This window comes from Chroococcidiopsis sp., from assembly GCF_051657925.1.
Lineage (GTDB): Bacteria > Cyanobacteriota > Cyanobacteriia > Cyanobacteriales > Chroococcidiopsidaceae > Chroococcidiopsis.
On record NZ_JBOFLP010000133.1, the window covers coordinates 44,328 to 50,941 of the forward strand.

7 protein-coding genes and 1 tRNA gene are annotated in these 6,614 nt (G+C 46.7%); 4 read left to right on the forward strand and 4 right to left on the reverse strand.

Annotated features, from left to right (window positions below):
• The first annotated feature begins 2 nt into the window (after nucleotides 1-2).
• Nucleotides 3-638: a low-complexity tail membrane protein gene (locus ACRC32_RS10330; RefSeq protein ID WP_438553876.1), complete on the forward strand. Its 636-nt coding sequence runs from the start codon at nucleotides 3-5 to the stop codon at nucleotides 636-638.
• Between the two features lie 6 nt (nucleotides 639-644).
• A complete protein-coding gene (locus ACRC32_RS10335; RefSeq protein WP_438553877.1) occupies nucleotides 645-845 on the forward strand; it encodes a hypothetical protein in 201 nt (66 codons plus the stop codon).
• A 58-nt stretch (nucleotides 846-903) separates the two neighbouring features.
• Here ACRC32_RS10335 and ACRC32_RS10340 read toward each other — a convergent pair whose 3' ends face one another.
• Entirely contained in the window at nucleotides 904-1,461 is a 558-nt protein-coding gene (locus ACRC32_RS10340) for an alpha/beta hydrolase (RefSeq protein ID WP_438553878.1), read from the reverse strand.
• Between the two features lie 310 nt (nucleotides 1,462-1,771).
• On the opposite strand from ACRC32_RS10340, the gene ACRC32_RS10345 reads away from it, so the two are divergent.
• Nucleotides 1,772-3,436, forward strand: coding sequence for a DUF1565 domain-containing protein (locus ACRC32_RS10345; RefSeq protein ID WP_438553886.1), 1,665 nt, complete (start codon nucleotides 1,772-1,774; stop codon nucleotides 3,434-3,436).
• Between the two features lie 590 nt (nucleotides 3,437-4,026).
• Here ACRC32_RS10345 and ACRC32_RS10350 read toward each other — a convergent pair.
• Nucleotides 4,027-4,305 (reverse strand): DUF3493 domain-containing protein, encoded by a 279-nt coding sequence (locus tag ACRC32_RS10350; protein WP_438553879.1) that lies wholly within the window; start codon nucleotides 4,303-4,305, stop codon nucleotides 4,027-4,029.
• Between the two features lie 34 nt (nucleotides 4,306-4,339).
• Here ACRC32_RS10350 and ACRC32_RS10355 point away from each other — a divergent pair.
• A tRNA-Thr gene (locus ACRC32_RS10355) sits at nucleotides 4,340-4,411 on the forward strand.
• A gap of 404 nt (nucleotides 4,412-4,815) precedes the next feature.
• Here the strand turns inward: ACRC32_RS10355 and ACRC32_RS10360 are convergent.
• Together ACRC32_RS10360 and ACRC32_RS10365 are read right to left on the reverse strand one after the other, a co-directional pair.
• Nucleotides 4,816-5,445, reverse strand: coding sequence for a J domain-containing protein (locus ACRC32_RS10360; protein WP_438553880.1), 630 nt, complete (start codon nucleotides 5,443-5,445; stop codon nucleotides 4,816-4,818).
• 81 nt (nucleotides 5,446-5,526) lie between these two features.
• Nucleotides 5,527-6,614 (reverse strand): HhoA/HhoB/HtrA family serine endopeptidase (locus ACRC32_RS10365; RefSeq protein WP_438553881.1); only part of this gene is annotated, 1,088 nt, incomplete at its 5' end.

Here is a 6,614-nt window from a genome sequence, read left to right on the forward strand (position 1 = left end):
CTATGCAATCATTTAGCTCCGAACCGTTTTTGTGGATTCACCTAGCTGGGTTAGCAACGCTGCCGATTCTGTTGCAGTTGTGCTGGCTCGGCTTGGCTGTGGGCGATCCCATCTTACCCGTGTGGTTAGAATTCTCAATTGTGGCGGCGATCGGAGTCTTACCCATTCTGTGGATGCAGCTATCGCGTCCTTTTTTGATCTTTGCCGTGCTGGGAGTCGCACAAAAACCAACTCAGCTCGACGAGCAGCAAAGAAAAGTTCTCAGGTTAATTCGTACGACTGCCAATCGCCTGCTGGCTATGGTAGCAGCAGGATTGCTAGTAGGGCTATTATGGTTGTTGTATCGTACCGCGCCGATCGCGGCAAATGTCATACCCTTACCACCACAATGGCGAGGCTTAGGATTGTTGGTAGCTAGCGTTGCCTTTTTAGCCAGCAATCTATTTCTGCAAATCCCTGTCAGCGTGGCACGGGTTTTCGTTACTAGCGAAACAGAATTTTCTAAGACAAAACCTTATCCTGTAGAAAGAATAGCGCGAGACTTTACGATTGTTGGCTGGCAAGTTAACCGCATCTTGCCCCAACTCACCAACTCTCAAACAGATACAGCTCAAGTAACAGCTCAAGTAAAGGAATGAGGAAACATGGCTCATCCAGCTACAGACACCAGCAGATCCGAAGATAGCCAAATCTGGGACGAACTAAAAGGCGCGATCTCTGCTAGCTCAGGCTTTCAGCGCTGGCGGTTAGAAAAGATGTCTGGCGATCGCCAACTGCAAGAGGTGAACCTCGATCGTCAAGTTAGTCTATATTTGCGCGAAACGCTGGAAACTTTGGCTTATTAGGGAGCAGGGAGTAGGGAAAAGGCAAATTTTAGGTTGACTCTCCTTGTTTCTCACAGGACTATTTCAAAAAATTTTTCAGAGTTCCTTCTAGGCGACGTAGTTGGCTGTAAACGGCTTCCAGGCGTTCGCCTTCCACTTCCACATCTGTTGTTGGGTAGTTTTGGAGAATTTCCAGCAGCGAGAGCTGGCGATCGCGAGCAGATAAGGTCATGGCAGCGCGTAGAGCTTGTCGATTTGCTTGGCGCGCAGGTGGATGAACGGTTTTACCTATTTCATCTAACAATAATTCTCCTAAAGCGTTGTTGAGAACTCGATCTAACAAGATTGGATCGACCGTTACTGTATTTGTAAGGGACTGGCGGATCGTCTGGGGATCTTGTCGGGCTAATGCCAAATTTACCCGTAGATCGGGTGACATTTCCCCAGTGCGCGCAAACTTTGTCAAATCCTCAACCGCGATTGATTCGCGAAAAGCTCGGTACTTCAGTACGACTCGTTCGGCTGCAAAAACGGAGGTGCTAGAAAATACAATTGCTGCACTTACCCAGGAGGCGAAACCATAGCAGAGAGCGGATAGATTAGGGCATTTCAATTGTCTACAAGCAATATTAGCCAAGTTTTTTCCTCTGCTCTCTGCTCCCTGCTCCCTGCTCCCTACGGTAGCACGGTTGCTTTCAGTTAAGACTCATCCTGCAAGATTGTTTCTCACAACTAACCGAGTTTGGTAAAGCAGGTACTATCTACTCTACGAAAGATTTATAGAAAATTGCGGAACATAGTAGCGGTGGTATGTGTCATCAGCTCAAATCTCAGGACAAGCGAACTCGTTCAAAAAGAGTGTTAATAAAAGTAAAATTTTTGTGCAATTTTTGCGATCGCTTGTCTTACTAGATGCAGATCGTCAGCACATGACAAATCCTACAAGTATGACACGCCAAGATTCTCCAATTTTCTCGTCTGCCAATCGCGCTTCGTCCGTCAAACCGCTTGTTTGCTCGTTATTTCCTTGGCGAACTGGACTAACCGCCTTACTGTTAGTTGCCAGTGGCACGATCCCCATCGCTACACTAGCAGATAATTCTATCGTACACGCTCAAGCTCAAACTACACCTCCAATTGCCGCTCCCACCACTGCCAAAGTTATTTACGTTAATCCCGAAGTCGGTACGGATACTCCTGGTGCTGGTACGAGCGAAGCATCTGCTTATAAAACTATTACCTTTGCTTTGACTCAAGCCGAACCTGGCACGGTCGTTCAACTTGCTGCTGGTAACTATACTAGCGAAACTGGAGAAGCCTTTCCCCTCACTCTCAAATCCGGCGTGACGCTACGCGGTGATGAAGCAACTAAAGGTGAGAATATTATCATCAATGGTGGTGGAGAGTATATCAGCCCTACCTTTGCCCGACAGAACGTCACGATTCGTGCCGAGAAAGAGACAACAATTAGTGGTGTCACCGTGACTAACACTAATACACGCGGCACGGGCTTGTGGATTGAATCGACTAATCCTACGGTAACGAACAGTACTTTTGCTAACAGCAATCGAGACGGTATTTTTGTAACTGGAACGGCTAGCCCCAAAATAGAAGCAAACCGATTCATTAAAAATGGTGGCAACGGAATCTCTGTAGCACGGGCAGCACAGGGAGAAATTCGCAACAACGTCTTTCAAGCTACGGGTTTTGGACTCGCAATTGGTGGTACGTCATCACCCTTAGTTAGCGATAACCAAATTCAACAGAATAAAGACGGGATCTATGTTTCCGAGGCGGCTCAACCGATTTTACGCAATAACGTGATTCAAAATAACGATCGCGATGGAGTTGTCGCCACTGTCAACGCTCAACCCGATATTGGTTCCGCTGATAACGCCGGACAAAATCTGATTCGCGGTAATAAGCGCTATGACTTATATAATGCCACGCGGAGCAACGCTCTGGTTGCAATTGGTAACGATATCGATCCCAAGCGCATTTCTGGCAAAGTCACGTTTACTCCTGCTCAATTTGCTCTACGCGATATCAAAGGTTTGTGGGCGCAGCCTTATATTGAAGCCTTAGCTGCCAAAAATATTATTGCTGGTTTCCCTGATGGTACTTTTAAGCCAGATGAACCAGTTACCCGCGCCCAATTCGCCGCAATTGTCAGTAAAGCCTTTACGCCCAAAGGACAACGCCCAGCCGTTAATTTTCAAGACGTTCAGCGCAAATATTGGGGCTATCAAGCAATCCAAACGGCGTATCAAGGTGGTTTTGTGGCTGGATATCCTGGCAATTTATTTGAACCCGAGCAGAAAATTCCCAGAGTCCAAGCGCTGGTTTCCTTAGCAAACGGTCTGAAATTGAGTGCAGATAATTCTAGCGCGATCGCAGTTTATACTGACGCAGCTCAAATTCCCAACTACGCTACTCAACCCGTAGCAGCTGCTACTCAGAAACAATTGGTGATCAACTATCCTACACCCACTCAGTTAAATCCCAATCGTGAGGCTACCCGTGCTGAGGTTGCTGCTTTTGTCTATCAAGCACTCGTGAACGCCGGACGAGCTAAAGCAATTCCCTCACCCTACCTTGTTAGCTTGCCTTAGATGAGGGAGCAGGGAGCAGTTATCAGTGACCAGTGACTCCTGACCGGTGACCAGTGACCAGTTAGCAATCCACTACACCCCACACTTCCCACACTTCCCACACCCCACACCCCGTTCACTGGTAACTGACAACTGATAACTGAATTAACAACGCCAGCACTCCGACAGGAGTGCTGGCGCTATTTTGCTTCTTATATACAGTGGGGTCTTTATATATTTATAGCTGACCCCTTTGAGTTAGCGGAGATATAGTCAGGGTCTTTATATAAGCTGACCCCGTTTGAACCATGTATATAGTATGACAAACTCTATCTGAAGTAATGACTTTTCTAATGTTTTCTTTATTTTTTCTACGATACTGTTGAGAGTTGTGAATGAACTTGAACTTTCTTTAAGGAGCGGTCTATTTAACAGGGCGATCGCGCCGCCGAGCTGCCAAAACGAGTAATAGTATACATTTGAGAAGAGACGATCCTGAGTATTTCTTCCAAATTTATTTAGAAGGAGTCAGGAGTCAGGAGTGAGGGGAATTCAGAATTTTGAAGTCTAAAGGTTTCCCGTGTCTCCTAAGTCCTCCTTGTCTCTATTAACTACGACTTCGCTCGCCCTCGTTCCAGACGAAAGAGGAAAATCATCAAGGCAACAATTCCTACTTGGAGAGCAAAATTGGGTAAAGCATTACTGACATTTTGTCCTGCTGCTAGTTGAGCTAAAAAGATAACAGCGCCAATTAAACCCGATGCTCCGAAAGCAATGTAGACAAACTTTCGTAACCCTCGATAAGGAGCAGCAGCTTCTGCTTTTAAACGAGCGTATTGTTCTGGAGTAAACCGTTTGTCTTGGCGATTTTTAGGATTTTGCTCTATCATCAAAGTTTTGATAGTATAATAAAGGTTTGGCAGCGCCGATGTGGCTCAGTGGTAGAGCACTCGATTCGTAATCGAGCGGTCGCGGGTTCAAATCCCGCCATCGGCTTTCTAAATTTTAAGCTCTACAAACGACTGCAACTGATCTTCAGTTACGGTAGCTAGCGTCATTATCGATCGACTGGCTTTCCTAATACTCCGCTCCACACGTGGCTGGCTCCTCAGTACTGTTACCCCGATTACCCCAATTTTTACCCCAAAAGCTAATTTAGTGGAAATTTGGAACAGGATGTGTAGAGGAAGACAGCCTAGTGCGAATTACATAAAAAAAGCTCTCCAAAATATGGAGAGGCTATTTACTCGCTGAATTGAGGATAGGGTGAGGAGTAACTCATTTACTCGTTGCAGCCATTTATAAGATAGTGAATGAATGTGACATGACTGTGACAGTTAGATATTAATTTGGTTACGAAATGAAGTCACCAATATTGATACGGTCAATAGCTCTGCGGATCAAAACATTAACTGGCGTTCTATAGCTTTGTAATCGCGATCGATTTCTCGCCATAACTTCTGGTTATGAGGATCGGCTTGCAAAGCTTTTTTGAGGTAAATTCTGGCGCGATCGCACTGTTGTCGCGAGATCAGCTGTTTTGCCCAACGATGGTAAGTTACAGCCAGCCACGGTTGCACATCTGGATCTTTGGGAAAGCGGATAGCTAGCTTTTCTGCTGTGTCTACCGCTTGCTGAAAATTCTGGCGCTTGAGTAAAGTGTAGACTTGGTTGAGCGTACTCAATTTGAGTAACTTTTCTTCTGAAGAGAGGGGAGGAGAGGGAGACGTACGGTCGCGTTGCTTGACGTGAAAGCGCACGCCACCTGTACTGTAAGTAGAAGTGGTGTCTGAATGTGGTGTAGTTCTTGTATAAGTGCTGGAAGATGGCTGCGATTGGACGGTGAGTAAGGTGCGGTATGCTTGGACAATTAGTTTGAACCGATCTTCCGCCTCGCGATCGCCTGGATTGAGATCGGGGTGATATTTCCGCGCCAGTTGGCGATAAGCCATTTTAATCTCTTGCGCCGTTGCCGTTGGGGAGATTTCTAGAACTTGATAACACCAGTTAGGATTGGGCAGATTATCCATACTTAAGGGACAGGAAAATATTTTGGAGGTGAAGAGACGTTGCGTGGAACGTCTCTGCTCCCCATACCTAATATGCATCCTTTAGTTAGCGCTTGCAGGAAATTCACCCGCTCTTACCGAGAGCTGAATATTTCTGCCATTGCGACTGACTTCAAGCGGGATATTGACACCGATTTGGCTATTTTCTACTGCTTGCTGCACTCGATCGGCAGTTTTTACTTGTTGCCCGTTAATTTGCTGGATCACGTCGCCAGGACGGATACCAGCAGCAGCAGCAGGAGAATTACGCTCGACTCCTAAGACGACTACCCCTTGGTTAGCAGAGATGGTGACATCACCATTTGACTCTCGGGCTAGGGTTTCTCGAATCTCATCGTTGAGAGTTGCCATTTGAACCCCTAAATAGGCGCGATCGATTCTCCCTTTAGCAACCAGTTGCTCGGCAATTTGCTGGGCTCGATTAATAGGAATAGCAAAACCTAACCCCTGAGCGCCGCCGATAATTGCCGTATTCATTCCCACAACTTGACCTTGCTGATTTAATAGGGGTCCGCCAGAATTACCAGGATTAATCGCTGCATCAGTTTGAATGAAACCGACGCGCTTGTCGGGAACGCCTACATCACTGCTAGAACGACCTGTAGCACTGATGATTCCAGCAGTAACAGTATTATCCAATCCCAAAGGATTGCCGATCGCGATCGCCCACTCTCCAGGTCGGAGGTTGTCAGAGTTGCCTACTGTTACCGTAGGTAAATCATTGGCTTGAATTCTCACTACAGCCACATCTGTCAATTCATCTCTACCCAAGACCCGACCAGTAAATTTGCGTCCATCTTTCAGCGTTACGTTGACAGTATCAGCTCCACCAGTCACGTGAGCGTTTGTCAAAATTAAACCATCCGGCTTGATAATAAAGCCCGAGCCAGTTCCCCGCACTATCCTAGCTCCAGGTTGTCTAGCGCGGGTAGCCCGTGCCGCATCAATACGGACGACAGCTGCACCAGTACGGTCTACAGCGTTAGCAATAAAGTTAATGTTTCCGCTAGGAGCCTGAGCCGGGAGCTGAGCAACTGATGGTGGGATTAACTCCGGTCGGTTGGGTAATAATTGGGTTCCTAACAAACTACCCGCAGCCCCCATAAATATTAAAGATAAATAAGTTACTG

Coding starts and splice junctions, on each gene's coding strand:
- ACRC32_RS10330 (WP_438553876.1), top strand. CDS start 3: ATGCAATCATTTAGCTCCGAACCGTTTTTGTGGATTCACCTAGCTGGG.
- ACRC32_RS10335 (WP_438553877.1), top strand. CDS start 645: ATGGCTCATCCAGCTACAGACACCAGCAGATCCGAAGATAGCCAAATC.
- ACRC32_RS10345 (WP_438553886.1), top strand. CDS start 1,772: ATGACACGCCAAGATTCTCCAATTTTCTCGTCTGCCAATCGCGCTTCG.
- ACRC32_RS10350 (WP_438553879.1), bottom strand. CDS start 4,305: ATGATAGAGCAAAATCCTAAAAATCGCCAAGACAAACGGTTTACTCCA.
- ACRC32_RS10360 (WP_438553880.1), bottom strand. CDS start 5,445: ATGGATAATCTGCCCAATCCTAACTGGTGTTATCAAGTTCTAGAAATC.